Genomic DNA, 25,149 nt, shown 5'->3' with positions numbered 1-25,149 from the left:
CGGCGCCTCAGGCGCCGCGCTTGTCGCCTGTTCCGTTGAGCACCTGGTGCTGGAACAGGCACATGCGGATCACGCTGTGGTAGCGGCCGTCGCTGAAGAATTCGTCGATCAGCACGCCTTCCCGCTGGAAACCGCATTTCTCATAGATGCGGATCGCGGCGACGTTGTCGATGTCGACGAGCAGATACAACTTGTAGAGATTGAGCACACGGAACGCATAGTTGATCGCCAGCCGTGTCGCCACACTGCCGTAGCCGCGGCCTTGACGCTCGGGCGCGATCATCACCAGGAATTCGGCACGCCGATGCAGATGATCGATCTCCACCAGCTCGACCATGCCGGCACGCTCGCCCTCGCCGCCCATGCCCTCGCCGCGCTGACTGCGCGGCTCGAGCTCGACGATGAAGCGGCGTTCGCTCTGATCGTGGATGTGCTTGCTATAGAGCTGTTCCAGCTCGACGAAGGATTCGTACGGTTCCTCGAACCAGTAGCCCATCGCGCTGCGATTGTTGTTGAGCTCGTGCACGAAGTGCAGATCGCCGCGTTCCAGCGGCCGCAGTGAAATCTTCGGAGCAGTGGTCTTGCTCATGTCCGCTACTCTAGCGCAATGCTGTGACGGCTTGGAGAATGCCGTGCCGTTCAGCGGCGGCAGTTCGGAGGCCAGTCCTTTCGCGGGTTCGGTACGAGATCGACGAGGAAGAACTCGCCTGACCGCTCCCCGTCAGCCTGCGCGAACAGAAGCCGGTCGCCTTTCGGCGACAACAGCGGCCCGACCTGGAAAACATCGCCTCGCGCGGGCACGCGCCCCTGTTCCACCCACTTGCCCTTGCGCAACGCGAAGCGATACAGGTGCGAACGATCGCCACGATCGGCCACGACCACCATTGCGCGTCCGTCACGCGAGATTTCGGCTTCGTATTCATAGGCGGATGTGCTGACCGGCGCGCCTGCGTTGGCCACCATCCATGTTCCGTCGGACTTCGGTATGGCGAAGTAGATGTCGCCCTGCCCCAACCCGCCCGCACGATTGGAACCAAACACCAGACGGCCATCTGCGAGCGCGCGTGGCAACAGTTCGGAACCCGGCGAGTTCACCGGCTCCGGCAGACGCCGCGGCTCGCCCCAGGCGCCATTGCGTTCGCGCTCGACATACCAGATATCCAGATCCTCGCCGCCGCTCGCCGCATGATTGTGTCGCGACGAGACGTAGTAGAGCCGCTTACCGTCCGCGGTCACGAACGGATCGGATTCGAGGATCGGCGGTTTCGCGGCGAAAGGCGGTGCCACTGGCGTCGACCAGGCACCGTCGACACAGCGCGACCACAACAGATGGTAATTGCCGAAATTGCGATCCGCTCGAAAGAAATACATCTCGCGCCCATCCGGCGTGAACGTCGGCGAGGATTCGTAGTCCGATGTCGAAATCGCCGGCGGCGTCCACCGTTGCGCGGCGGCGGACGTTTTCTTCTCCGCATGCAGCGATCCCGTGGTGGCGATGCACGAAAGCATCGCCACCACGAGAAGTTTCATCCGCTTCACCCGAGTCTCCCGATGAAACGTCTTGCCAAGACCGTCAGAACTTGTACCAGAAGCGCGCGAAGTAAGCCCGGCCATTGAGACCGAATTGCACGCTCTCGTAGACATGCCCGTTGTCGGTCTCGTTCGGATCCTGCTTGGTCGGGAACACGTCGAAGATGTTGGTCGCACCCACCGTCAGCTTGGCCCGCTCGTTGAAGGCATAGGTGAGGCTGAGATCGGCCGAGGTCTTGGCCTTGTAGTGCTGGTTCGGCACACCACCCGCCGTGCCCGAGAACGTGCCCAGCGTCTGCGATCCGAAATAGATCACCTTCAGGTTCGGATTCCACGCACCGTAGGTGTAGTCGAATCCGATCACGGCCTTCGTGCGCGGCGCACCGTTCTCGATGAAGAGACGATCGCGCTCCGGCAGGAAGGTGTCCTCGCGTCCAGCCAGTGCCGCCGGCAGGTTCACCTTGGTCACCTCGGTCTTGTTGTAGCTGGCGCCAAGGTAGCTATTGAGTTTGCCGCCCCACAGCTCGGCATCGTGCGTCAGCGTCAGGTCCACGCCTTGCGTCTTGGTGTCCACGGCATTGGCGAAGAAGCGCGCCGAGCCGACCTGCAATTCCTGCAGGATCGGCGCAATCGGATTGTCCGGGTCATCCGCCCTGAAATCGCCACCCAGCACCACGCGATCGTCGATGTCGATGCGATAGGCGTCCAGTGTCAGCGACAGGTTGTCGTTCGGCGTCCAGGTGAAGCCGAGCGTGGCGCTCTCGGAGGTTTCCTCCTTGAGCTGCGGAAGGCCGGCCAACCGCACCAGTTCGCTGTCATTGGCCGCGATCACGATGTCCTCAGGCGTGCCGCTGGCGAACTCGGTGATCGTCGAGGAGAAATACTTCTGCTGCAGCGACGGCGCGCGGAAACCGGTGCTCACCGAGCCGCGTAGCAACAAATTGTCGGTGGCACGAAACGCCAGCGCCAGCTTGCCGTTGACCGTGGAGCCGAAGTCGCTGTAGTCCTCGTAGCGCACCGCGGCGGCGATCAGCAAACGTTCGGTGGCGTCGAGTTCGACGTCGACATATCCCGCCCAGCTGTCGCGGCTCTTGTCCGTGACGTCGCCCGGCTGGAACCCAGGAAATCCCTGGCTTCCCGGATTGCCACCGCCGGCACCGTCGTAATCGGCATAGGAACCCGGAACGCCGGCGCGAATGCGGTAATTCTCCTCGCGACGCTCGACGCCGAAGGCCACGTTCAATCCTTTCATCACGCCATCGAAATAGCGCGAGACATCGAAGTTGGTGGTGTTCTGCTCGAACGAAAACCCGCCCGCGTCGAAACTGTCGGGGCTGACGCCGCGACCGCCGTTCTGCAGATCGAGATTGGCGATGGAAGCGTTGATCGTGTGGTTGATGGTGTAGCGCAGCTCGTTGTAGCCGTAGGTATGCGACAGATCCCAATGCCAGGCACCGGCGTCACCGCGCGCGCCGAGGATGGCGTAGCGGTCCTCCAGGTCACCGTCGATGAAGGGCACGAAGCCATCAGGATACATCGCCGCCGAGTTGCGCGAAGGAATGTCGTCGGAACCGATACCGCCACGCGCGAACGCCGCCGAGGACGCGGCGCGGCTCTGGATGCCGGCGGTGAGATAGGCCTCGCTGGATTCACCGAGCGGCATGTCGCCGTTGAGGTAGACGGTTTTGTTCTTGACCTTGCTGTCGCCGATGATGCGCAGCGGATTGACGTCGGTCGAGCGGTTGGAGCGGCCGCGATCCTGCCATTCACCGGTCACCGACAGGCCGCCGCCCATCGAGAATTCCAGGCCGCAATACGCAGACGCCAGCCAGTTGTCACCGTCGCCGCGCGAATACTGGCCCCAGCCGACGATCGTCTCGCATCCGGGCCGGCGCTTGAGCGCGATGTTCATCACACCGGCGATGGCGTCGGAACCGTACTGCGCCGCGGCGCCATCGCGCAGGATCTCGACGCGATCGATCGCCAGCAGCGGAATCGCATTGAGATCGGTGCCGGTATTGCCGCGATTGCGCGCGCCGTAGATGTTGACCAGCGAGACGGTGTGATGGCGCTTGCCGTTGACCAGCACCAGCGTCTGGTCGGAGCCGAGGCCACGCAACGCGGCGCCATCGATCAGGTCGGCACCATCCGCGCCGGTCTGGCGGGTGGAAGTGAAGGAAGGGGTGGTGTATTGCAACGTCTGCGCCAGATCGAACTGCGCGCCCTGCTCGGCCGCCTTCTCCATCGGGATCACGTCCACCGGCACCGGTGTTTCCGTGTCCGAAGAACGCTGCACACGACGCGAACCCAGCACGCTGACGGTGCCGAGCGTTTTCGCCTGCGTCTCCTCTCCCTGCGATGCCGCGGCTGCGGCTTCCTGCGCTGCTGCCGGTGCCGCCATGGCGGCGGCGATCAATCCGAGGGTCAACGTTCCCGCCCCACGGCCCGCCTTGCGAATCGACCTCATGCCACTCTCCCCGATGGAAAAAAATCCCCCCGGGGATGCAGCCTAACGAAGTTTTTGCAGATTGTCCCGGCGCGACCGCCCGTACGGCCTGCCAACACCAGCCATCACACCGGCTTAGCCCTACCGTGCCTAGCCTGCGACCACCCCACGATGGACGAGGTCAGGACATGTCCCTGCTCCGCATTCGACTCACCGGCAGCGACGATACCGTGCGCGCGGTGATGAACCTGCTGCAAAGCCTGGACGGCATCGAGCACGTGGAGGAGATCGACGATCTGATGCCGCACATGGACGATGCCGATTCCAGCTCCGCCGGACTCAGCGACGTCGAAGGGCCGCAGGTCCATGAGATCGAAATCGACGTGCCCAATCCTTCCACCGAGCGCAAGGTCCGCGACGCGATAGAAGTGCTGGCGTTCGATCTCGATGCGCTGGTCGAATTCGAGAACGACGAGGACGAGTGAGTCCGGAGCGGATCGGCACGCACCACTTGGGCCGCCCGAACCCGTTACACGTCACCGCGGCGAAACCAGAGCGGTGTGCGATGAGTCTCGCTTACTTATGCTTGCGCCTGCGTATCCGTCGCACCACGATCACCAGCACGGTCAGCAACACCGCCAGCGGAATCAGGAACGCGAACGCGCGAATCAGCCATGCCGTGCCCGAGGACAGGATTTCTCCGAAATCGCGGAACGCCTGTCCGATCTCGCTACGACCGCTCTCCCCGCCCGGCGGCTGGAAGTTCAAGGTCAACAGCTGCGTATCGATCCTGCGCTTGTGCTGCGCGCCTTCCTGCTCGGCCGCTTCCAGCTGTGCTTCGGATTCCGCGATCTGCTTCGACAGCGCGATCATGTCGGCGACGGCGAGATCGCGGCGTTCCTGGAATTCCCGCAAGCGTTCGAGTTCCTTGCGCAGCCGCGTCTGCGCGACGTTGTTGTCGCGCACGACCACGGCCAGATCCTCGGCACGCGTGCTGCGATTACCCAGTTCGGCGTCCGCGCTGGCCAGCTTGATCATCGGTTCGACACCCGCCGGTACGATCCGCACCGTCAGGCTGCCGCCCGGCATCACGTCACCACCGCGCTGGCTGACGTTGAGAACGACGCATTCGCCGAACTTGCTGTTGTTGCAGGCGGCCTGCGCGACCTGAAGGCGGGCCGGAATCTCGCCGGCGGGCAGGCGGATCTCGACATCGTGCTCGTAGGCCAGCATGGCCTTTTCGCGAGCGGTGCTCGCCGCACCATTCGCGGCGGCATCCGCCATCGCCACTTCGCGCATCGGAGCGGAAGGAGCTGCCGCATAGCCTCCACCCAGCGCCGCCGATTCATCACTCTTGCTGCAAGCGACGAGCAAGCCCATCGCTAGCAACGGTACGACCCACTTCACCGTGTCGCGCACTTTGTTCTCCCGAAGTCCACGCCTGATGGCGCACCGCCACTGCCAACGTTCGATACCGACGAACGGGGTTGCCCACTCCTGTTGGTTCGCATGGGCCGAGGCCATCCGCGCCCGGATCGCCACCACCTCTCCCCCAGGGATATCGGAACAATCAAACGGCATTTCAGGAATGCTAGTAGCTGGCACCATCGAAATGCGTCACCTTCACGGCCGACAGATCGACTTCCGGCAGGCAACGCAGGTTCACCATCATCATTCTGGCGCCCGTCTTCGGATTCTCGGCTTCGCTGAAAGGCGCAACGCCGCATTTCGGACAGAAATGATGCTGGATGTGATGCTTGTTGAAGGTATAGGTGCCCATCTCGGTTTCCGGCGTCGTCAACGTCAGCGCTTCGCGCGGGAACGCGGCGAGCAAGGCGCCTTTCCGGCGGCACATCGAACAATTGCAATCGATCGCTTCATCGACCTTGCCGGCGTCGCCGTCGAGATCGAAAGCGATCGCGCCGCAATGGCAGCTCCCCTGATATTTCATGATGCCCTCTCCAGCAAGTCATGGGGCTTACAAGATACGCTTTCGGACTTCCGGTCGCACCTATTGCACTTGCGCGCCGCGCACGCGCTGCCGCAGGCTATCGGCCGCGCGCCGGCGCTCGCGTCCGCGCCCCATTCGTCGCTTCCGGAACCTGCAATGCATAAACATTTGTTGCCTCTCGCCCTTCTGACCGTCGCGCTGGCCGCTTGCCAGCCGCAATCCCAGAATGCCGCGCCCGCCGATAGCGGGAAGCCCGAATCCGCCACAGCCGCGCAGCCTTCGCAGGCCGATCGCGCTTTCGCCGATCTCTCCAAGCGCTGGCTCGAAGGCTGGCTGCAGTTGAACCCGATCAATGCCACCCAGGTCGGCGACCATCGCTTCGACAGTGAAGTCGACGACCTCAGCGCCGCCGGCCGACAGAAGGCGCTGGATTTCAACAAGAAACTCATCGCCGAACTGGATGCCATCGACGCCAAGCAACTTTCGCGCGAGAACCAGGTCGACGCACTGATCCTGCGCAACCAGCTGCAGGGCGACATCTGGAGCACCGAAACCCTGCAGAGCTGGGCCTGGGATCCGCAGATCTACAGCGGCCTGGCGGGCGGTGCGATCTACAACCTGATGGCGCGCGAATTCGCGCCGATTCCGGAGCGGCTGAAGTCCGCGACCGTGCGCATGGGCAAGATCCCGGAATTGTTCGCGCAGATGCGCGAGAACCTCGATCCCGCGCGCGTGCCCAAGATCCACGCCGAAACCGTGGCGAAGCAGAACAACGGCCTACGGGAACTGATCGACCAGTTCATCACGTCAAACGCCGACAAGCTCTCGGGCGATGATCGCAAGAAGCTCGACGACGCGGTGGCCGCCCTGCGCAAAGCCGTCGCCGAACAGCAGACCTGGCTCGACAAGACGCTCGTTCCCAACGCCAAGGGCGACTTCCGCATCGGCGCGGCGAACTACGATCAGAAACTGAAGTTCTCGCTCAATTCAGCGCTCTCGCGCACCGAAATCCGCCAGCGCGCCGAAGCCGAGATGAAGCGCGTGCGCGAGGAAATGTACGGCATCGCGCAGACGGTGTTGAAGGACAAGCCCACCGCGCCCGAGATGCCGGCGCAGCCCACGCCCGAGCAGCAGCAGAAGGCGATCGAGGCCGCGCTCGAACTCGCCTATCAAGAGCATCCCAAGCGCGACCAGGTGGTCGATTTCGCCAAGGAAACGCTGGCGCAGGCGACCGCCTTCACGCGCGAGAAGAATCTCGTCACCGTACCGAACGATCCGGTCAAGATCATCCTGATGCCGGAATTCCAGCGTGGGTTCTCCGTGGCCTACTGCGATTCTCCCGGCCCCCTCGACAAGGGCCTGGACACTTACTACGCGATTTCCCCGATTCCGGACGATTGGAGCGACGAGCAGGTCGAATCGTTCCTGCGCGAATACAACAATCGCATGATCCACCTGCTATCGATCCATGAAGCGATGCCCGGGCATTACCTCGAGGGCGCGCACTCGGCGCAGTTCCCCTCGACGCTGCGGGCGGTACTGCGCTCGGGCCTGTTCGCGGAAGGCTGGGCGGTCTACACCGAAAAGATGATGACCGATGCCGGTTATCTCAACGGCGACCCGCTGTTCAAGCTGGTGCAGCTGAAGTTCTATCTGCGCACGATTTCCAACGCCATCCTCGACCAGGGCGTGCATGTGGACGGCTGGACGCGCGAGCAGGCGATGGAGCTGATGACCAAGCAGGCGTTCCAGCAGGAACGCGAAGCGGCCGGCAAGTGGGTACGCGCGCAATTGTCGTCGACGCAGCTGCCGACATATTTCGTCGGCGTGCAGGAACACTTCGACACCCGCAAGGCGGTCGAGGCCAAGCTCGGCGACAAGTTCAACCTGAAGGCCTACAACGACAAGGTGCTGTCCTACGGTGCGCCGCCGGTGCGGTTCGTGCGTCAGTTGATGCTGGATCAGCCTATCGAGTGAGGGGCGGAGCCCGCACTTACCAATCCCTCTCCTGCTCACAGGAGAGGGGTTTTAGTGGTCTCGTTCTTGTTTCAAGCCTTGTCCCGCTCGCGGGAGGAGGATTGGGTGGTGGCCTCGATGAATCGCAGCCCCACTCCGGGTTCGGTGGCGATATAACGCGGCGACGAAGCGTCATCTCCAAGCTTCTGCCGCAGTTTCCCGACAAGGATACGCAGGTAATGCGTGTCCTCCTGATGCGTCGGCCCCCAGACCTCGCGCAGCAATTGCGGCTGCGTGACCACGCGGCCGGCATTGCGCAGCAACAGTGATAACAACGCAAATTCCTTGCGCGTCAGCGAAACGGCCTCGCCCGACAGACGCACCTCGCGTCGCGCCAGATCGATATGCAGCACACCATCGTCGAACTGCGGCAACGATTCGGACGGCGCGGCATGCAGGCGCAGCAAGTTGCGCACGCGCGCCATCAGCTCCTGGATGCCGAACGGCTTGGTCACATAATCGTTCGCACCGCCATCGAGCGCGGACACCTTCTCCGCTTCGCCCGCGCGCACGGTGAGCATGATCACCGGGACCTGCGACCATTCGCGCAGCGTGCGCAGCACTTCATGACCATCCAGATCGGGCAGGCCGAGATCAAGAATCACCAGATCCGCGCCATGTGTGGCGAGCGCGGACAGACCGCCCTTGCCGTTCTCGGCAAGCTCCACGCCATATCCTTGCGAACGCAGGCTAATGTCGAGGAAGCGGCGAATCTGCGGCTCGTCGTCGATCACCAGGATGCGCGCCGGTGGCACGGAAGCAGTGGTTTCATTGCTCATGCGGTACCTCGAAGCACATGCTTTTCCTGCCCATCCGGGAAAGACGATTCGCCTGCGGAACTTTACTGGTCTCCATGCGGCGGTTTGTCTTGCCCTTCGGAGCGTGGCGGCTCGATCAACGGTAACGTGATGCGGATGATAGTGCCGCGCCCGTCAAGACCGGGTAAGGCCTCGACCTCACCACCGTGCGCGCCAATCATGCCACGCGTGATCGTCAATCCAAGGCCAGTGCCCTCGCGGCCACGATCGCCGCGTTCCACGCTATAGAACATGTCGAAAATGCGACGGCGTTCCTCTTCTGGAATGCCAGGGCCGCGATCGCGCACATCGATGCGTAATATCTGTCCCGTGCCCCATCCTGCCGCCTGCGCGGGATTCGCCACGGAATTCACCAGCCGCGCCTCGACACCGATCGCTTCGCCGGGCGGTGAGAACTTCGCCGCGTTCTCCATGACGTTGAACAGCGCCTGCTCGATCAAGGCCGGGTGCACCCAGATCGGCCGCAACCCCTCGGCGAGGGCGACATCGAAACGCACGCCGGGCTGGTAGCGCTGCAGGCGCGTCATCGCCGACCCGATGAGTTCGTCCACACCGATCCAATCGCGATTGAGCGACAGGCCGCCGTGACCGAGACGCGTCATGTCAAGCAGATTCTGGATATAGCGATCCAGGCGCTCGCCTTCCAGACGGATCGTTTCGAGCAGGCCGTGGCGATCTTCCTGCCCCATCGCCTCGCCATAACTGTCGAGACTGCTGGCCGCGCCGATGATCGAGGCCAAGGGCGAGCGCAGGTCATGCGATACCGACGACAGCAGCGCCGAGCGCAAACGCTCGGTTTCCTCGCTGACCCGCGCGGCTTCCAGATCGTCGACCAAATGCGTGCGCAGCACGGCTTGCGCGGTATCGTCGACCATCGCCTCGGCGAGCCGGCGGCGTTCGGCACCGAGCGTGGTCGCATGTTCGCCGAAGCGCAGTCCGACCACGCCCTGCGCTCCAGACAAGCCACGCCCTTCGTGCTCGCCCGGCAGTGGCAGGAACCACCAATCCGATGCCGAGAGCGTGTCGGTGAAACGCCCCGCCGGCTGGCGATTGCGCAACGCCCAGTCGGCGGCGGCGCGATCCTTGTCGTTCGGCGCAGGAATGCCAGAAGGAATATCGTCGCGCTCGCCCAACCGGATCCAGACAGCGGCATCCAGCGATCTGCGAAAAGCCGCGCGCGCGGCCTGCATCACCTGCCCCAGATCGGCGGCGCTCGCCAATTGCCGCCCCAGCTCCTGCAACGCGATCGCATGCGCATTCGCCGCACGCAATGCGATCACCTGCTGGCGCAGTCGCGATGCCAGGCGACCAGCGACGACGGCCGCCATCAGGAACAGCAATACCGTGACCAAGCCCTGGCGCGCGCCGATGAAGAACGTGAAGCGCGGTTCGATGAAGAAGAAGTTGTAGGCGAGGAAGCACAGGACCGCGGCCAGCATCGCAGAACGCATGCGCGTGCGCGCGGCCACCAGCAGCACCGCGACGATGAACACCATCGACAGGTCGTCGAGCCCGACCCAGCGCTCGGCCAATGCCGCGAATCCCGTAGCCAGGGCGCTTCCCAGCACCGCGATGGCGGTATCGCTCCAGGTCGACTTGCTCACGGCGATCTGGTCGCGCAACCGGCGCCGCGACTGCGCCCTCGCCTCCGGCGTGCTGATGATGGTCAGCTCCAGATGCGCACCGCGCTGTAGCAGCTGCTGCGTCAGCGTGCGGTTGATCATGCGCGCCCAGGGGCGCTCGCGCGTGCGACCGAGCACAATGGTGGAGGCACCGTTCTGCCCGGCATGATCCAGCAACGCGTCGACGATGCTGTTGCCGTGCAGCACCACGGCCTCGCCGCCGAGCCTGCGTGCCAGCGCGAAGGCACGATCGAGTTCCCGCTGCACCTCCTCGTTCGGCGCGCGGCCACGATTCACCGTCACCACGATCCAGGGCGCCGCGCGTCGTTCGGCGATGCGCCGTCCTATCCGCACCAGATACTCAGATTGCCCGTGGCCGTCGATCGCGATCATCACGCTGCGGCGCAGGCTCACGCCCGGAAGGCCGCGGGCGACTTGCGTCTCGCGCAGATCGCTGTCGACACGGTCTGCCGCGGTCTGCATCGCCAGTTCGCGCAGCGCGGCCAGATTCGAGGGCGAGAAGAACGCCTGCAAGGCCTGCAGCGCCTGCTCCGGGACGTAGACCTTGCCGTCCTTCAGGCGCTGGATCAGTTCGCGCGGCGGCAGATCGACCAGCACGATGTCGCGCAGGCGATCGAACACGCTGTCCGGCACCGTCTCGCTGACGCGTACGCCGGTGATGCGGTGTACGACGTCGTTGAGGCTTTCCAGGTGCTGGATGTTGATCGTGGTGTAGACGTCGATCCCGGCGTCGAGCAGTTCGTTCACGTCCTGCCAGCGTCGATCGTGGCGGCTGCCTGGCGCGTTGCGATGGGCAAGTTCGTCGACCAGCGCGACGGCTGGCTTACGCGAGATCAGTGCATCGAGATCGAGTTCTTCCAGCGTGGCGCCGCGGTATGGAATCTTCTTGCGCGGCATCTGCTCCAGACCATCGAGCAGCGCGGCGGTCTCGACACGGCCATGCGTTTCGATGATGCCGGCGACGATATCGACACCCTGCTTCTTCAGCTCGCGCGCGCGCGACAGCATGGTGTAGGTCTTGCCGACACCGGGCGCGGCGCCGAGGAAGATCGTCAGCCGACCCGCGCCCTGGCGGCGGAGTTCACCGACAAGGGCGTCGGCCTGGGCTTGGCGCGGATCTGTCATGGGCTAATTGTGCGCCGAAACATGGCCATGAAGCACAAGGCGTGTTCGCGCGGCACATCATTCCCGAGCCAGAGGGAATGATGTGCGCAGTCGTCAGCGCGCTGCATCCAGGGCAAGATTTAGCTCGAGCACATTGACACGCGGCTCGCCCAGCACACCGAACTGCTGTCCGCGTGTATGTTCATCGACGAGCTTGGCGACGACGTCCGGCGCCAGCCCGCGCGCCTTGGCGACGCGCGCGATCTGCACCCGCGCGCCGGCGGGCGAGATGTCGGGATCGAGACCACCGCCCGACTGGGTCGCCAGTTCCGCGGGGACATCCGCCGCCGCGATGCCGTCGCGTGCCGCCACCGTGGCCGCCGTCTCCTCGATACGCTTGCGCAGGTCCGGGTTGGTGCGCGCCTGGTTGCTGCCGGCGGCGGCCATCGGATCATAGTTCGCAGCCGAAGGACGCGGTTGGAAATAGCGCGCATCCGCGAACGGCTGCGCCACCAGTGCGGAACCGACGATGACACCGTCGCGCTCGACGAGGCTGCCGGTTGCCTGCGCGGGAAACAGTACGCGACCGAGACCGGTTCCGGCCAGCGAATACAGCAGGCCGGCGCCAATCAGTGTTGCCGCGGCAAGAGCGACCGACCCGCGCAGCACGCGGCCATCATCCAGCGGTTGAAGGGAGGAATTCATATCAGGCTCCGAACAGGACGAGCAGCATGTCGATCAATTTGATCGCGGCGAAGGGCAGGATCACGCCGCCGACGCCGTACAGCAGCATGTTCCGGCGCAGCAGCACCACGGCATTGGCGGGCTTGAAGCGCACGCCGCGAAGCGCCAGCGGGATCAGCGCCGGAATGATCAACGCGTTGAAGATCAGCGCCGCCAGCACCGCATTCGACGGGCTCGACAGATGCATGACGTTGAGTGCGGCGATCTGCGGCAGCGCGGCCGCGAACAATGCCGGCAGGATGGCGAAATACTTCGACACGTCGTTGGCCAACGAGAACGTGGTCAGCGCGCCGCGCGTGATCAGCTGCTGCTTTCCAACTTCGACCACGGCCAGAAGCTTGGCCGGATCGCTGTCCAGATCGACCATGTTGCCGGCTTCCTTCGCCGCCTGCGTGCCGGAATTCATCGCCAGGCCGACATCGGCCTGCGCCAGTGCCGGTGCGTCGTTGGTACCGTCGCCTACCATCGCCACCAGACGGCCGCGGGCTTGTTCTTCGCGAATCTTGGCGAGCTTGTCCTCCGGCTTGGCCTCGGCGATGTAATCGTCGACGCCGGCCTCGGCGGCGATCGCGGCGGCGGTGAGCGGGTTGTCGCCGGTGATCATCACCGTCTTCACGCCCATCGCGCGCAGGCGCGCGAAGCGCTCCTTCACGCCGTGCTTCACCACATCCGACAGTTCCACCACACCGAGCACATGCTTGCCTTCGGCCACCACCAGCGGCGTGGCGCCACTGCGTGCGACCTGGGCCACGCGGCCCTCGAGCTCAGGCGAGACGACACCATCCAGCGCGAGCACGTGCTTGCCGATCGCATCTCCCGCGCCCTTGCGGATCACGCGACCACCCACATCCACGCCCGACATGCGCGTCTGTGCCGTGAACTGCACGTAATCCGCCTGCTCGGGTTCGGCGACACCGCAGCCCTGCTCCCGGGCCAGCTTCACGATCGACTTGCCTTCCGGCGTCGGATCGGCGAGCGAGGACAACAACGCCGCTTCGCGCAGTTGCTCGATGTCGACACCGGCCATCGGATGGAACGCGGTGGCCTGGCGATCGCCATGCGTGATCGTGCCGGTCTTGTCGAGCAGCAACACGTCGACATCACCCGCCACTTCCACAGCCTTGCCGGATTTCGCCAGCACGTTGGCGGACAGCGCGCGATTCATGCCGGCGATGCCGATCGCCGGCAGCAGGCCGCCGATCGTGGTTGGAATCAGGCACACCAGCAGCGCGATCAGCAGCAGCGGATCGACCTTGACGCCGACGAAGGCGCCGATCGCCGGCAGCGTCACCACCACGATCAGGAAGGTGAGCGTCATCGCCGCCAGCAGCATCGTCAGCGCGATCTCGTTCGGCGTTTTCTGCCGGTTGGCGCCTTCCACGAGCGCGATCATGCGGTCGAGAAAGCTCTGGCCGGGCTCTGCGGTGACCTTCACCAGAATCTCGTCGGACAGCACCTTGGTGCCGCCGATGACGCCGGAGCGATCGGTGCCGGCCTCACGCAGCACCGGCGCGGATTCGCCGGTGACGGCGGACTCGTTGATCGTCGCCACGCCCTTGATGATCTCGCCATCGGCCGGGATCAGTTCGCCCGCCGAGACGATCACCAGATCGCCAGGGCGAAGTTCCGCCGCAGCAACCTTGCTTTCTTTGCCAGGCAATTTGGTATCGACGCGGCGCGCGATCAGATCCTTGCGCGCACGGCGCAACGATGCCGCCTGGCCACGACCACGCGCCTCGGCGATCGCTTCGGCGAAATTGCCGAACAACACCGTGACGAACAGGATCAGCGTCACCGCCCAGCCGAAGCCGGCCGGCGCCTGCCCCGCGATCGTGATGATCGCGGCCAGCAGCGTGCCGCCGAAGACCACCGCCATCACCGGGCTCTTGACCAGCGCGCGCGGCGAAAGCTTGAGGAAACTGTCACGCAGGGCGCTGCGTAGCGCGGCATTGTCGACCAAGGCGGGATGGTCGCGGCGTGTCTTTTGCTGTGGAGAAGTTGTATTCATGGCGTCGTTACTCAATGCACCGCAAGCGACAGATGGTCGGCGACTGGCCCCAGCACCAGCGCCGGCATGAACTGCAGCACCGTGAGGATGGCGATCACCGCGACCAATGTCAGCGCGAAAGTCGGGGTTTCGATGTGCAAGCTGCCGGCGCTTTCCGGCGCCTGCCGCTTGCGCGCGAGCTTGGCGGCCACGATCAGCGGCACGATCAGCGCGGGATAGCGGCCTAGCAGCAGCACCGCGACGCAGCTCAGGTTCCACCAGTAAGTGTTGTCACCCAATCCCTCGAACCCCGAGCCGTTGTTGGCGAAGGCCGATGTGTACTCGTAGAACACCTGGCTGATGCCGTGGAATCCAGGGTTGGAGTTGCCGGTGATCGACGGAATCGCCAGCGTCACCGCGGTGAATCCGAGCACCACCAATGGCTGCAGCAGGATCAGCAACGCCAACAACCGCACTTCCGGTGCTTCGATCTTGCGGCCGAACAGTTCCGGCGTGCGGCCGGTCATCAGGCCGGCGAGGAACACGCTCAGCAGCAGATAGACGATGAACTGCTGCAAGCCGCAGCCGATGCCGCCCCAGATCGCGTTCACCAGCATGTCGACCATCGCCACACCGCCAGTGAGCGGGCTGAGCGAATCGTGCATGGCGTTGACCGAACCGTTGGAGGTCTGCGTGGTGACCGCCGCCCACAATGCCGAAGCGTCAGCGCCAAAGCGCGTCTCCTTGCCCTCCATCAATGCGATGTCGGTACTCGTCGCGGAATGGCCTTCCGACCAGATAGCGATCGAGGTCGACAGCACCGACATCAGCAGCATCGAACCGAAGACCAATGTCGTGAATTTACGCCGCCCCGTGAACGGCCCGACCATGAAGGCCACCGCCACCGGAATCAGGATGATCGCGAGCGTTTCGAGCAGATTCGACAACGGCGTCGGATTCTCCAGAGGCACTGCACTGTTGGGGCCGTACCAACCGCCGCCGTTGGTGCCGAGCTGCTTCACCGCCACCATCGGCGCCACCGGGCCGAGCGGAATCTTTTGCTCCTTCATGCCCACGCCGGTATCCACGGGAACGGCGCTTGGCCCACCCTGCAGCGTCGCTGGCACGCCCTGGCTCGCGAGCAGAACGCTCCACACCAGGCAGATCGGCAGCATGAAGCGTACCGTCGCGCGCACCACATCGACAAAGTAGTTGCCGACATCGACATCGCCGCTGACTTCACGATGGCCTTCCTCGGTCTTGGCACCGGCAGCGCGTAGATCACGCCCGCCAAACAGTGCCCGCAGCGTGGCCACGACGAGGGCAAGCCCCATCATCGGCGTCACCACTTGCAAGCCGACGATACCCACCATCTGCGACAGGTACGACAGCTGCGCCTGTCCCGAATAGTGCTGTTGATTGGTGTTGGTGAGGAACGAGACCATCGTGTGCAGCGCCAGATCCCAGCGCATATTCGGAACGGCGTCCGGATTCAGCGGCAGCCACGCCTGGGTCATGAACTGCCCCCAGACGATCAGGCCCACGAACAGATTGCTGACCAGGAAGGCCGAGGCGTATCCGCGCCAGGACATGCCGCGGGCATGGCCGTTCGCGTCGAAGCGAACACCCAATAGCGCGTACAACGGTTTCTCGATGAACCCGAACACGCGATCGATGCGCATCGGAGTGCCGCGCATCACCGCGGCCAGGTAACGCCCCAGGGGCCAACCCAGCACGATGGCGAGCGCGAAGATCAATACTGCTTCAGTCATGACGGAATCTCATTGGAGACGTCTTTATTGAGAACGTCTTGCTTCCGGCGCTTCGATCAGAAGCGTTCGGGGAACAGGATCACGAACAGCAGGTAGGCACCTGCGACGATGACGGCGATGCCGCACAACAATGCAAGCCAGCCAGGCATGGCACTACTCCTCTCAGAATGACGCTTGCAGGGCCGCTTCGATGCGGCTGCCTGCGTATTTGTCGCCGAAGAAATCCTTCGCTTTCGAATCGGTCCCGTGCGCGGTCAAGCGCGCCTCGATGAGCGGACCGGAATCGGCCTTGGCGAAGGCCCAGATCGCGCTCAGCGAGCCGTGCGTGTAGTCGTCGTCTCGGCGATCGCCGTTGAGATCCTTGAGCGCGTAATGCGCCAGAGTGGCTTCGAACCGCAACCGGTCGTTCACCGGCAGGCGCGCACCGACGAGACCATAGACACCGCTTTCGTCGTAACCCAGCGCCTCGTTGGACACTCCCAGCGAAGCCCAGTAGTTGCTCTTCCAGGTAACGGTTCCGTTGAGCTCGGTCCAATTGAGGTCTGTGGTGGTCGACGGATAGGCGTAATGCAGGACGTTGACGTCGAGCGCCCAATCCTCGGCGACGTTACCGCTCCAGCCGACCGTGAAATCGAACTCGCTGCTGGCGTGGGTCTCGGGTGCGAACTCGACGTTCGAGCCCCAGACCGAACCGTAGAAACCGGAATCGCCGGCGATCTTGAAACCAGCCTGCACCGCCGGATCGCCCTGGGTCTGGGTGGTGCCGCGCCACACGTAATCGGTGGTCAGCGCGGCACTGCCGCTGACGGCCACCGCATCGGCGCGAAAGGCGGCGGAGAACGATAGAACGCCTGCGCAAGCCGCTGCGAGCGCCATGGGAGCGACGCGGCGGCCGGAAAATTTCTGGGACAACATGCTTGTTTCCGAATGAAAACTGCCCCGATCGGGCACGGTGAAATTTTCGTTCGGACGCACGTAAAGCCGATATGTGTCGCACCATCCAGCCCCGTAAATTCGGCGTAAATCCTGGGCTGTTTCGCGTAATCTTCAGCCGGGAATCAAGTTCCCGGCTCCGGAATCCTCAGGCCTCCACCGCCACGAATCCGCCGGTCTGACGCCGCCACAAGCGCGCATACAGACCATCACGCTCGATCAATTCGGCATGCGTGCCGGTTTCGACGATGAGCCCCTGATCCATGACCACCAGCCGGTCCATGCGCGCGATGGTCGACAACCGGTGCGCGATGGCGATCACCGTCTTGCCTTCCATCAACGTATCCAGGTTGTCCTGGATCGCGGCCTCGACCTCCGAGTCGAGCGCGGAGGTCGCTTCGTCCAGCAGCAGGAGCGGCGCATTCTTCAGCAGCACGCGCGCGATGGCGATGCGCTGGCGTTGCCCGCCCGACAGCTTCACGCCGCGCTCGCCGACCATCGCTTCGTAGCCGGTGTGGCCTTCGCCATCGACCAGCGAGGCGATGAAGCCGTCCGCACGCGCGCTTCGCACGGCGGCCTCCACTTCGGCCTCGCTCGCGCTCGGACGGCCATACAGCAGGTTGTCGCGAATGGAACGATGCAGCAGCGACGTATCCTGCGTCACCACGCCGATCTGGCCGCGCAGGCTTTCCTGGGTGACGCCTGCGATGTCCTGTCCATCGATCAGGATGCGGCCGGCTTCCAGGTCGTACAGCCGCAACAACACGTTGACCAGCGTTGACTTGCCCGCGCCCGACGGCCCGACCAGGCCGATGCGTTCACCGGGCTTCACCGTCAGATCGAGCCCCGCGATCACTCCACCCTGCTTGCCGTAGTGGAAATGGATATCCTCGAAACGCACCTCGCCGCGCGTGACCTGTAGCGGCTTCGCATCTTCCCGATCGATCACCGTGTGCGGCTGCGCCACGGTCTGCATGCCGTCCTGCACCGTGCCGATCGCCTCGAAGATGCCGTTCACCACCCACATGATCCATCCGGACATGTTGTTGATACGGATCACCAGACCTGTCGTCAGGGCGATCGCGCCAGTGGTGATCGCGCCCTTGCTCCACAGCCACAGCGCCAAACCGGACGTGCTTACGATCAGCAGACCGTTGAGACAGGTGATGCTGAAATCCATAGCCGTGGTCAGACGCGTCATGCTGCGCAGCTTGTCGGCGTTGTCGGCGACGGCTTCGGCGACGTAGGCGTCCTCGCGTTCGACATGCGGGAACAGCTTGAGCGTGGCGATGTTGGTATAACCGTCCACCACACGCCCCATGAAGCGGGAGCGCGCCTGCGAAGCCAGCCACGACCGCTCCTTCGTCCTCGGCACGAAGAATGCCAGCAATGCCACGTAGCCGACCGCCCACACCGCCAGAGGCACCATCAGCCAGGGATCGGCCTGCGCGAACAGCACCAGCGCGGTTCCCGTGTAGATCAGCACGTGCCAGATCGCATCGACCACCTGCACCGCCGATTCCCGCAGCGACGCACCGGTCTGCATGATGCGATTGGCGATGCGTCCGGCATAGTCGTTCTGGAAGAACGACAGGCTCTGCCGTACCACGTAGCGATGTTGCTGCCAGCGCACGCGCGCGGTGAAACCCGGCACCAGAGCCTGGTTCACCAGGAGATCGTGCAGGCTGAACAGTATTGGCCGCGCGATCAAGGCGACGAAGACCATCCACGCAAGTTCGCGGCCGTGGCGCGTGAAGAAGTCCTCGGACGGCGCGACGTTGGCAAGATCGATCAATCGGCCAAGGAATTCGAACAGCGCGACCTCCACCAGCGCGCCGAAGAATCCCAGCACGCACACCGCCGCGAGGATGCCCTTCACCTGTCGCAGGTAGTGCCAGTAGAAGCGCCACACGCTGCGCGGCGGTGTCTCGTCGCCGGTCTTGGCGAAGATGTCGATGAGAGATTCGAACCAGCGGAAGATCATGCGCGACTCCTTTGCATCCATGGATTATCTCATCCAGCGCACACGCATCTCCCGCGCTTCATGGCTTTTTTGCATGGAACGCGCATTTCCAGCGACTATTCCTTGCCGCCGTCGGCTGATTTGGCCGGAACCAGACGCAGATCCTGGAAATCGAAGCTGAAATCGGTCAGCGGCGAGATCGCCTGCATCCGCGCGTCGACGATCTTTCCATCCGGATCGAGCGCGAAGGTCAGGAACGCATCCGCGTTGAGGCTGCGATCGCGCCAGCGCACGATGAAAGTGTCGTGCTGCCAGGGCTCGAGATCGCCGAGCAACTGCGCGGTTTTCGCGAATTGCAGCTGCAGGCCCTTGCCGGACGAGGAGATCACCACATCCCCGTACCACGCATCGCGGTAGGTTCCCGCGTACTTCGCCAGTGGCAGCGAGGGTTTGGAGGCGGCATCACGTGCGGCGAGGTGCTTCTTCCAGCTCTCGTCGGCGTCGCCCTTGGCCTTCGCCACGGCCGCGGCATAGGCGGCTACCCAGTCGGTTTTTGGCGCCTCCAGATAGGCATCGAGCACGCGCAACGTCACCGCGTTGAAAGCGGCGCCAATCTCCTGGTTGGTCAGGACGATCACGCCTAGCTTCTTCGACGGCACCAGCGTGAGCCGCGACACCATGCCGGGCCAGCCGCCGGTATGCCAGACCAGCTTCTGTCCACGATAGTCGCTCAGCTGCCAGCCTTCGCCGTAACCGAGGAAATTGGGCACCGCGGCGGCCAATTCGGGCACAGCGGGCTTCGGAATCGGAATGGGCGTGATCACCGACCACATCTCGCGCTGCCGCTTCTCGCTGAAGAGGCGCTTGGCGGTATCGCCGCTTCCCTCGATCACGCCGCCGTCGAGCTGCACACGCATCCACTTGCTCATATCGTGCACGCTGGAGTACAGCCCGCCGGCGCCCGCCACGTTCGACCACGTCAGCGGCGCCACGGGCTTGAGGTCCTTGAAGTCGAACAGCGCGTGGCCGGTGGCGACGTTGTCGCCCGGCTTCACGTAATCGCTGTTGAAACGGGTTTCGCTCATGCCCAGCGGCCCGATGACGCGGGCGCGCAGGAACTGCTCGTAGGACATGCCGCTGACCGTCTCGATCACCAGCTGCGCGACGCCGAAGAGGATGTTGTCGTAGGCGTAGCGGTCGCGGAACCCGTTCTTGATCGGCACGTCACGCAGACGTTCCACGACTTCACGCGTGCTGTAGGTGGTCGCAGGCCAGAACAACAGATCGCCCGCGCCGAGACCAAGGCCGCTGCGGTGTGCCAGCAGATCACGCACCCGCATCTCGCGGGTGATGTAGGGATCGGACATGCGGAACCCCGGCAGATGATCGACGACGCGATCATCGAGCGAGAGCTTGCCTTCGTCCGCCAGGATCGAGAGCGACGCCGCGGTGAAGGCCTTGGTGTTCGAGGCGATGGCGAACATCGTGTGTTCGTCGACCGGCGCGTCGCCGCCGATCTTGCGCACGCCATATCCTTTCTCGAAGACGATCTTGCCGTCCTTGACGATAGCCACCGCGATGCCGGGAATGTTGAACTGTTGGCGCACCGATTCCACGTAGGCGTTGAAGTCGAGCATCTGTGCGGGCGGCATCGGCTCGTTGCCTTGAACCGGCTCCGGCCGTGCTTCCGCCGCCGAGGCCACGAACGCGGCCGAAACCTGCAGGAGAACGACGCAGCACGAACGCAACAGCAGCGGCATGGTGGACATCCCCAACCCTCATCCGGACGTAAAGAATCCATTGTAGTCCCGGCCGGATGCTGCGGCGCATCCATCGGATCCTCGCCACGCGAGTATCCTGTCCGCATCACCAGCGCTTCAGCGCCACGGAGGTCCCCATGTCCCAGGCTGCCGACACCGTCGCCACCATCATCCCGGCGATGCGCTACCGCGATGCCCTGAAAATGATCGACTGGCTTTGCGATGCCTTCGGCTTCGAGAAGCACGCCGTCCACGCCGATGGCGATACCGTGATGCATGCCCAGCTCACGTTCGGCAACGGCATGATCATGCTCGGTTCCGCCGACAACGCCAGCGAATGGGGCCGGCAGATCGTGCAACCGGACGAGATCGGCATGCGCGAGACGCAAAGCGCCTGTGTCGTGGTCAAGGACATCGACATGCATTACGCCCGCGCCAAGGCCGCAGGTGCGGAGATCGTCATGGACATCGCCGACCGGGATCACGGTGATCGCGGCTATGCGTGTCGCGATCCGGAAGGCCATCTTTGGTGGTTCGGAAACTACGATCCCTGGAAGGCCTGAGATCACCGGCAGCCGGCGTTATCCGGCGACACCTGAGACAAGCTCGATTACGGGCGCATGGCGAAAGTCGTCCAGGGCATCTATGCACTCGTCCAGAATTATTGAAATGACTGAACTGTTCGATTCGACTCCGCGCCCTGTCCAAGGCATCCGCACCGGCATCGGCGGCTGGACCTACGCACCCTGGCGCGGCGGCGCCTTCTACCCGCAGGGACTGGTGCAACGACGCGAGCTGGAATACGCCAGCCGGCAACTGACCGCCATCGAGATCAACGGCACTTACTACGGTACGCAGAAACCGGCGACGTATGCGAAATGGCGCGACGAAACGCCGGCGGGCTTCATGTTCTCGGCCAAGGCGCCGAGACGTATCGCCGAGTCGCGTAAGCTCGCGAGCACGCGTGTGCAGGTGGAGGATTTCATCGGCGGGATCGTCGAACTGGGCGATCGGCTCGGCCCGTTGGTCTGGCAATTCGACGTGGGCCGCAAGATCGACGCCGATGATTTCGCCGCTTTCCTGGAATTGCTACCCAAGCAAGCGGATGGGCGCAGCCTGCGACACGTCCTCGACGTCCGCGACGGCGACTTCATCAATGCTTCCTATCTCGCTCTGGCCCGCGCTCATGGCATGGCGACGGTGTTCACCGATTCCACGGAATATCCTTCCTTCGCGGATGTCACCGCCGACTTCGTCTATGCGCGGCTGATGCGCTCACGTTCCGATGTCGTCACCGGATACGAAGCTCCCGCGCTCGCGCAATGGGCAAAGCGGGCGCACGTCTGGGCCGCCGGAGGCGAACCCGACGATCTACCTCGCATCGAACCCAAACTGTCGACCTCGACGACATCGCGCGATGTCTTCATCTATTTCATCAGCGCCGCCAAGGAACGCAATCCGGTGGCGGCGATGGCGCTCCATACCCTGCTCTGAGCTTCCCACGCACCGCTCGATTCAAGTTTCCGGCAATGGCCGCCGCAACAGCACGAGCGCCACAATGGCGCCGATCACGCAAGTCAATGCGACGTAGTGCGCTGGCGCCACGCCGCCCAGCACCTGCGACAGCCATCCGACCAATGGCGGTGTGATGCCGCCGAAGATGGCGTAGGCGACGTTGTAGGAGAACGACAAGCCCGAAAAACGTACGGAAGGCGGAAACGCCGCCACCATCACCGTCGGTACCGCGCCGACCGTACCGGCGAAGAAGCCCGCCAGCGCATACAGCTCGATGAAATGCGCCTGCGATCCGGAAGCAAGTTGCGCATACAAGGCATAAGTGCTCGCCGAAAGTCCAACCGCGCCCACCAGCAGCGCGCGGGCCACGCCGAAACGATCCGCCGCCCAGCCGAATACGAGACAGCCAATCGCCAACGCGGCCGTGGCGACGCTGTTGCCATGGAACGCCAGCGCCGCGGGCAAGGCGAACGAACGCTGCACCAGGGTGGGCGTCATCAGGATCACCACCACGATCGCCGCGGTCAGCATCCACGACACCAGCATCGAGATCACCACACCGCCACGATGACGCGCCAGTACTTCCCGCACCGGATAGCCTTCGGCGAGCTGCCGCCGCTCGCGCATCTCGGCAAACACCGGCGTCTCGCTCAGCCAGCGCCGCAGATACACGGCGATGAAGCCGAAAGCACCGCCGAGCAGGAACGGAACGCGCCACACCCAGCCTTCCACTTCCTGCTCGCTGTAATGCGTGTTGATCCACGCCGCCAGCAGCGAACCGATCAGGATGCCGACGGTGAGACCCGCGGTGAGGCTGGCGCAGGCGAAACCGATCCGGTTGCGCGGCACGTGTTCTGCGACGAATACCCACGCCCCTGGCACCTCGCCGCCCACCGCGATGCCCTGCACGACTCGCAGCAATAGCAGCAGGATCGGCGCCAGCACTCCCACTTGCGCATAGGTCGGCAGCAGCGCGATCAGCAGCGTCGGCACCGACATCAGGAACACGCTCAGCGTGAACATGCGCTTGCGCCCCACCAGATCGCCGAAATGCGCCATCACGATGCCGCCGAGCGGCCGCGCCAGATAACCGGCCGCGAAGATGCCGTAAGTCTGCAGCTGCGCCAGCCACGCCTCGGTATCCGGCGGGAAGAACAGAACGCCGAGCGTCTTGGCGAAGAAGACGAAGACGACGAAGTCGTAGAACTCGAGCGCCCCGCCGAGCGCGGACAGCGCCAGCGTCTTGGCGTCACCGCGGTCGAACGGCCGATGCGTGGCGGCGAGCGGCGCCGCGCCGGATTCAGTTGCCATGACGACTATTGTCACCCGCTGGTACGCGATAATGCACGCCCCTCGACTAGCGCTTCGACATGACGCCGGTAGCCAAAGCCCAGTGGCAGATCCATCTCTGCGTCGTGTTGTGGGGGTTCACCGCCATCCTGGGCAAGCTGATCACCCTGCCGGCTCTGCCATTGGTGTGGTGGCGCATGCTGTTGGTGACGGCCGCGCTGGCGTTGCTGCCACGAGTCTGGCGCGGACTGCGCGCGCTCCCGCCGCGCCTGATCGCCGCCTACGCCGGCATCGGCGCATTGGTCGCCCTGCATTGGCTGACCTTCTACGGCTCGATCAAACTGTCGAACGCCTCGGTCGGCGCCACCTGCATCGCCCTCGGCACACCGATGACCGCCCTGCTCGAACCATGGCTGGCGCGGCGGCCGTTCTCCTGGGGCGACGTGCTGCTCGGGATCGCGGTCCTGCCCGGCGTGGCGCTGGTGGTGGGCGGCGTTCCCGCCGGCATGCATCTCGGCATCGCGGTGGGCGCTCTGTCGGCGTTACTTGTGGCGCTGTTCGGCTCGCTCAACAAGCGCTTCGTGGAACACGGCGACGCGCTCACCGTCACCGCGCTGGAACTCGGCGCCGGCACCCTGCTGCTCACCTTGTGCGTGCCACTGATGCCGTTCGTGTTCCCCGCGTTCGCCGGCGATGTCTTCGCACTGCCGGACCTGCACGATTTCAGCCTGTTGCTGGTACTGGCAATGGCCTGCACGCTGTTTCCGTTCGCGCTGTCGCTGGTGGCGCTGCGCCACATGAGCGCATTCGCGGCACAGCTGGCGGTCAACCTGGAGCCGGTCTACGCGATCCTGCTGGCGATCGTGTTGCTGGGCGAACAGCGCGAGCTCAGCCCGCAGTTCTACATCGGCGTGGTCATCATCCTCGGCGCGGTGCTGGTGCATCCGCTACTGACGCGGCGGCGCAGGATCGAACATCCCGAAACGCTCGCGACCGCCGAGGCCAAGGGCATCGTCGAATGATTCAAATCCCGCGCCAGCCTTCGTAGGCGGTGAAGACGGCGGTCGCGACCAGCAGGCCGCCCACCAGTCGCGCGAGCAGCGCATCCGCGCCCGGGCGCGAGGCCAGCCAGTTCCTCACGCGATCACCCGCCAGCGCCATGCCCCCGTACACGCCCGCCTGCGTGACGGCGATGATCAACCCCATCACCACCGCCTGAATCCACAGCGCTCCGTATTCCGGTTTGATGAACTGCGGAAACACCGCGAGCATGAAGAGATAGGCCTTCGGATTGAGCAGACAGGTCAGCATGCCCTGCCGGAACGTCGACAATTTTGAATGCTGCCGTGATTGCAACGGCAACTCGCCGAGCGTGACGCGACTGCGCAGCAGCGACCAGCCGATCCAGGCGATGTACAAGGCACCTGCCAACAGCACGCCGTTGAACGCCGCCGGCACCAGCCGCAATACCGCCATGATGCCGAGCGCGCCCATCGCCACGTGACAGACGCCGCCAGCGATCACGCCCGCGGTCGCCACTAGGCCGGTGCGGCGACCGCCCACCAGTGCGCTCGCCATCACGTAGGCCATGTCCAATCCCGGCAGCAACACCACGCCGAAGACCATGACGAAGAACAGCCACAAATGCGCGGTGTGTTCCATTCCCTGCTCCCTCGC

General features: G+C 64.2%; 21 protein-coding genes. 5 read left to right on the top strand and 16 right to left on the bottom strand.

Features of this window, described 5'->3' with window-relative positions; translation table 11 throughout:
• Positions 1-7: 7 nt before the first annotated feature.
• From speG to LG367_RS13335, 3 genes are read right to left on the bottom strand one after another with little or no spacing between them, the layout of a single operon-like run.
• Positions 8-589 (bottom strand): spermidine N1-acetyltransferase, encoded by a 582-nt coding sequence (gene speG, locus LG367_RS13345; RefSeq protein ID WP_226469754.1) that lies wholly within the window; start codon positions 587-589, stop codon positions 8-10.
• A 50-nt stretch (positions 590-639) separates the two neighbouring features.
• On the bottom strand, positions 640-1,530 hold the full coding sequence (locus LG367_RS13340) for a TolB family protein (protein ID WP_226469753.1): 891 nt from the start codon (positions 1,528-1,530) through the stop codon (positions 640-642).
• A gap of 43 nt (positions 1,531-1,573) precedes the next feature.
• Positions 1,574-3,997, bottom strand: a complete 2,424-nt coding sequence (locus tag LG367_RS13335) for a TonB-dependent receptor plug domain-containing protein (protein ID WP_226469752.1) — start codon at positions 3,995-3,997, stop codon at positions 1,574-1,576.
• Between the two features lie 167 nt (positions 3,998-4,164).
• On the opposite strand from LG367_RS13335, the gene LG367_RS13330 reads away from it, so the two are divergent.
• Positions 4,165-4,461 carry a hypothetical protein gene (locus LG367_RS13330; protein ID WP_226469751.1) on the top strand — a complete coding sequence of 99 codons (297 nt, stop codon included), beginning with the start codon at positions 4,165-4,167 and terminating at the stop codon, positions 4,459-4,461.
• 91 nt (positions 4,462-4,552) lie between these two features.
• Here the strand turns inward: LG367_RS13330 and LG367_RS13325 are convergent, their stop codons facing one another.
• Both LG367_RS13325 and LG367_RS13320 read right to left on the bottom strand, forming a co-directional pair.
• Positions 4,553-5,395, bottom strand: a complete 843-nt coding sequence (locus LG367_RS13325; protein WP_226469750.1) for a DUF4349 domain-containing protein — start codon at positions 5,393-5,395, stop codon at positions 4,553-4,555.
• Between the two features lie 172 nt (positions 5,396-5,567).
• On the bottom strand, positions 5,568-5,927 hold the full coding sequence (locus LG367_RS13320; RefSeq protein WP_226469749.1) for a GFA family protein: 360 nt from the start codon (positions 5,925-5,927) through the stop codon (positions 5,568-5,570).
• A 156-nt stretch (positions 5,928-6,083) separates the two neighbouring features.
• Between LG367_RS13320 and LG367_RS13315 the strand changes: the two genes are divergently transcribed.
• Positions 6,084-7,904 carry a DUF885 domain-containing protein gene (locus LG367_RS13315; RefSeq protein WP_226469748.1) on the top strand — a complete coding sequence of 607 codons (1,821 nt, stop codon included), beginning with the start codon at positions 6,084-6,086 and terminating at the stop codon, positions 7,902-7,904.
• A 71-nt stretch (positions 7,905-7,975) separates the two neighbouring features.
• On the opposite strand, the gene LG367_RS13310 is transcribed toward LG367_RS13315, so the two are convergent.
• The 9 genes from LG367_RS13310 to LG367_RS13270 all read right to left on the bottom strand — a co-directional run bounded on the left by LG367_RS13310 (position 7,976) and on the right by LG367_RS13270 (position 20,676).
• Positions 7,976-8,722: a response regulator gene (locus LG367_RS13310; RefSeq protein WP_226469747.1), complete on the bottom strand. Its 747-nt coding sequence runs from the start codon at positions 8,720-8,722 to the stop codon at positions 7,976-7,978.
• A gap of 62 nt (positions 8,723-8,784) precedes the next feature.
• Complete coding sequence (locus LG367_RS13305; RefSeq protein ID WP_226469746.1) at positions 8,785-11,529, bottom strand: sensor histidine kinase; 2,745 nt, start codon at positions 11,527-11,529, stop codon at positions 8,785-8,787.
• A gap of 93 nt (positions 11,530-11,622) precedes the next feature.
• Positions 11,623-12,213, bottom strand: coding sequence for a potassium-transporting ATPase subunit KdpC (gene kdpC / locus LG367_RS13300; protein WP_226469745.1), 591 nt, complete (start codon positions 12,211-12,213; stop codon positions 11,623-11,625).
• Between the two features lies 1 nt (position 12,214).
• A complete protein-coding gene (gene kdpB, locus LG367_RS13295) occupies positions 12,215-14,260 on the bottom strand; it encodes a potassium-transporting ATPase subunit KdpB (protein ID WP_226469744.1) in 2,046 nt (681 codons plus the stop codon).
• Between the two features lie 11 nt (positions 14,261-14,271).
• On the bottom strand, positions 14,272-16,011 hold the full coding sequence (kdpA, locus tag LG367_RS13290; protein WP_226469743.1) for a potassium-transporting ATPase subunit KdpA: 1,740 nt from the start codon (positions 16,009-16,011) through the stop codon (positions 14,272-14,274).
• A gap of 56 nt (positions 16,012-16,067) precedes the next feature.
• On the bottom strand, positions 16,068-16,160 hold the full coding sequence (locus tag LG367_RS13285) for a potassium-transporting ATPase subunit F (RefSeq protein WP_226469742.1): 93 nt from the start codon (positions 16,158-16,160) through the stop codon (positions 16,068-16,070).
• Between the two features lie 13 nt (positions 16,161-16,173).
• A complete protein-coding gene (locus LG367_RS13280) occupies positions 16,174-16,926 on the bottom strand; it encodes a TorF family putative porin (protein WP_226469741.1) in 753 nt (250 codons plus the stop codon).
• A gap of 166 nt (positions 16,927-17,092) precedes the next feature.
• Positions 17,093-18,928: an ABC transporter ATP-binding protein gene (locus LG367_RS13275; RefSeq protein ID WP_264179914.1), complete on the bottom strand. Its 1,836-nt coding sequence runs from the start codon at positions 18,926-18,928 to the stop codon at positions 17,093-17,095.
• Between the two features lie 95 nt (positions 18,929-19,023).
• Positions 19,024-20,676 carry a serine hydrolase gene (locus LG367_RS13270; protein WP_425490970.1) on the bottom strand — a complete coding sequence of 551 codons (1,653 nt, stop codon included), beginning with the start codon at positions 20,674-20,676 and terminating at the stop codon, positions 19,024-19,026.
• A 128-nt stretch (positions 20,677-20,804) separates the two neighbouring features.
• On the opposite strand from LG367_RS13270, the gene LG367_RS13265 reads away from it, so the two are divergent.
• Both LG367_RS13265 and LG367_RS13260 read left to right on the top strand, forming a co-directional pair.
• Complete coding sequence (locus LG367_RS13265; RefSeq protein WP_226469740.1) at positions 20,805-21,230, top strand: VOC family protein; 426 nt, start codon at positions 20,805-20,807, stop codon at positions 21,228-21,230.
• Between the two features lie 106 nt (positions 21,231-21,336).
• Positions 21,337-22,161, top strand: coding sequence for a DUF72 domain-containing protein (locus tag LG367_RS13260; protein ID WP_226469739.1), 825 nt, complete (start codon positions 21,337-21,339; stop codon positions 22,159-22,161).
• A 21-nt stretch (positions 22,162-22,182) separates the two neighbouring features.
• Here LG367_RS13260 and LG367_RS13255 read toward each other — a convergent pair whose 3' ends face one another.
• Positions 22,183-23,493 carry an MFS transporter gene (locus tag LG367_RS13255; protein ID WP_226469738.1) on the bottom strand — a complete coding sequence of 437 codons (1,311 nt, stop codon included), beginning with the start codon at positions 23,491-23,493 and terminating at the stop codon, positions 22,183-22,185.
• A 59-nt stretch (positions 23,494-23,552) separates the two neighbouring features.
• On the opposite strand from LG367_RS13255, the gene LG367_RS13250 reads away from it, so the two are divergent.
• Complete coding sequence (locus LG367_RS13250; protein WP_226469737.1) at positions 23,553-24,494, top strand: DMT family transporter; 942 nt, start codon at positions 23,553-23,555, stop codon at positions 24,492-24,494.
• Between the two features lies 1 nt (position 24,495).
• On the opposite strand, the gene LG367_RS13245 is transcribed toward LG367_RS13250, so the two are convergent.
• The gene (locus LG367_RS13245) at positions 24,496-25,134 is read right to left on the bottom strand and encodes a LysE family translocator (protein WP_226469736.1); all 639 of its coding nucleotides are present in this window, start codon (positions 25,132-25,134) and stop codon (positions 24,496-24,498) included.
• Positions 25,135-25,149 lie beyond the last annotated feature (15 nt).

The sequence above is a fragment of the Luteimonas panaciterrae genome, assembly GCF_020511115.1.
Taxonomy (GTDB): Bacteria; Pseudomonadota; Gammaproteobacteria; order Xanthomonadales; family Xanthomonadaceae; genus Luteimonas; species Luteimonas panaciterrae.
This window is presented reverse-complemented; position numbering and strand designations above follow the sequence as displayed.

Excerpts from the sequence above, each read along its gene's own strand:
- kdpA (WP_226469743.1), bottom strand. The coding sequence starts at position 16,011 with ATGACTGAAGCAGTATTGATCTTCGCGCTCGCCATCGTGCTGGGTTGG.
- LG367_RS13280 (WP_226469741.1), bottom strand. The coding sequence starts at position 16,926 with ATGTTGTCCCAGAAATTTTCCGGCCGCCGCGTCGCTCCCATGGCGCTC.
- LG367_RS13270 (WP_425490970.1), bottom strand. The coding sequence starts at position 20,676 with ATGTCCACCATGCCGCTGCTGTTGCGTTCGTGCTGCGTCGTTCTCCTG.
- LG367_RS13245 (WP_226469736.1), bottom strand. The coding sequence starts at position 25,134 with ATGGAACACACCGCGCATTTGTGGCTGTTCTTCGTCATGGTCTTCGGC.
- LG367_RS13330 (WP_226469751.1), top strand. The coding sequence starts at position 4,165 with ATGTCCCTGCTCCGCATTCGACTCACCGGCAGCGACGATACCGTGCGC.
- LG367_RS13320 (WP_226469749.1), bottom strand. The coding sequence starts at position 5,927 with ATGAAATATCAGGGGAGCTGCCATTGCGGCGCGATCGCTTTCGATCTC.
- kdpC (WP_226469745.1), bottom strand. The coding sequence starts at position 12,213 with ATGAATTCCTCCCTTCAACCGCTGGATGATGGCCGCGTGCTGCGCGGG.
- LG367_RS13310 (WP_226469747.1), bottom strand. The coding sequence starts at position 8,722 with ATGAGCAATGAAACCACTGCTTCCGTGCCACCGGCGCGCATCCTGGTG.
- LG367_RS13265 (WP_226469740.1), top strand. The coding sequence starts at position 20,805 with ATGTCCCAGGCTGCCGACACCGTCGCCACCATCATCCCGGCGATGCGC.
- kdpB (WP_226469744.1), bottom strand. The coding sequence starts at position 14,260 with ATGAATACAACTTCTCCACAGCAAAAGACACGCCGCGACCATCCCGCC.
- LG367_RS13305 (WP_226469746.1), bottom strand. The coding sequence starts at position 11,529 with ATGACAGATCCGCGCCAAGCCCAGGCCGACGCCCTTGTCGGTGAACTC.
- LG367_RS13340 (WP_226469753.1), bottom strand. The coding sequence starts at position 1,530 with ATGAAACTTCTCGTGGTGGCGATGCTTTCGTGCATCGCCACCACGGGA.
- LG367_RS13250 (WP_226469737.1), top strand. The coding sequence starts at position 23,553 with ATGACGCCGGTAGCCAAAGCCCAGTGGCAGATCCATCTCTGCGTCGTG.
- LG367_RS13285 (WP_226469742.1), bottom strand. The coding sequence starts at position 16,160 with ATGCCTGGCTGGCTTGCATTGTTGTGCGGCATCGCCGTCATCGTCGCA.
- speG (WP_226469754.1), bottom strand. The coding sequence starts at position 589 with ATGAGCAAGACCACTGCTCCGAAGATTTCACTGCGGCCGCTGGAACGC.
- LG367_RS13335 (WP_226469752.1), bottom strand. The coding sequence starts at position 3,997 with ATGAGGTCGATTCGCAAGGCGGGCCGTGGGGCGGGAACGTTGACCCTC.
- LG367_RS13315 (WP_226469748.1), top strand. The coding sequence starts at position 6,084 with ATGCATAAACATTTGTTGCCTCTCGCCCTTCTGACCGTCGCGCTGGCC.
- LG367_RS13275 (WP_264179914.1), bottom strand. The coding sequence starts at position 18,928 with ATGATCTTCCGCTGGTTCGAATCTCTCATCGACATCTTCGCCAAGACC.
- LG367_RS13255 (WP_226469738.1), bottom strand. The coding sequence starts at position 23,493 with ATGGCAACTGAATCCGGCGCGGCGCCGCTCGCCGCCACGCATCGGCCG.
- LG367_RS13260 (WP_226469739.1), top strand. The coding sequence starts at position 21,337 with ATGACTGAACTGTTCGATTCGACTCCGCGCCCTGTCCAAGGCATCCGC.